Genomic DNA, 609 nt, shown 5'->3' on the forward strand with positions numbered 1-609 from the left:
GGTACTTGCTTTCCAAAACCGTCCATCCCCTTTTTAGAATAAACCCCTATTTATGAGCATGTGCATGATAAGGTGAATTTAAAAGTATGACATTGTTTTTCATCATTGGACCTTTATATGATAGTACCGCATAACTGCTTTTAGAGACAATTAAAACGAGAGAAAGAATAAGGCAGCTAGAGCTGAAAAACCTTTCAGCAGAATCTACGGAGGAGGTTATTTAGTCAAGGGCTTAGGCTAAAAGGTTCAGTATCCTCCTTATTGTTGTTATCAATATGCATTGATATGGTATTGACGATCCATTTATTTAGCTTGTTTGTCAGTTATCTTGTAAGGAATTGCCTTGAGGAAACTGCCGTTGTTGTACATTGAGTGTTATATATTGTAAACTAGAGTAAAAGATCTCCAAATTAGCCATCTAAAAACATTTCTTGCGCTTCCAGATCGGAAACGAAAGAGGTACCTCAAAAGCTTAGACATTAGTAACAAATCACAAGGCAGAACATTTTATTATTATGCAAATATTTCCTAGGAGTATGTATATGAATATAGCGAATTACACTTTAAAAGTGAAAGGCAAAACGTTACTTCAGGACACCGACTTGCATT

General features: G+C 35.3%; 1 pseudogene. It reads left to right on the plus strand.

The features are described from left to right. Nucleotides 1–542 precede the first annotated feature (542 nt). A pseudogene (locus tag ACWHAR_RS29250) lies at nucleotides 543–609 on the plus strand (peptide ABC transporter ATP-binding protein); the annotation flags it as partial.

The organism is Bacillus sp. LR--39 (assembly GCF_053613335.1).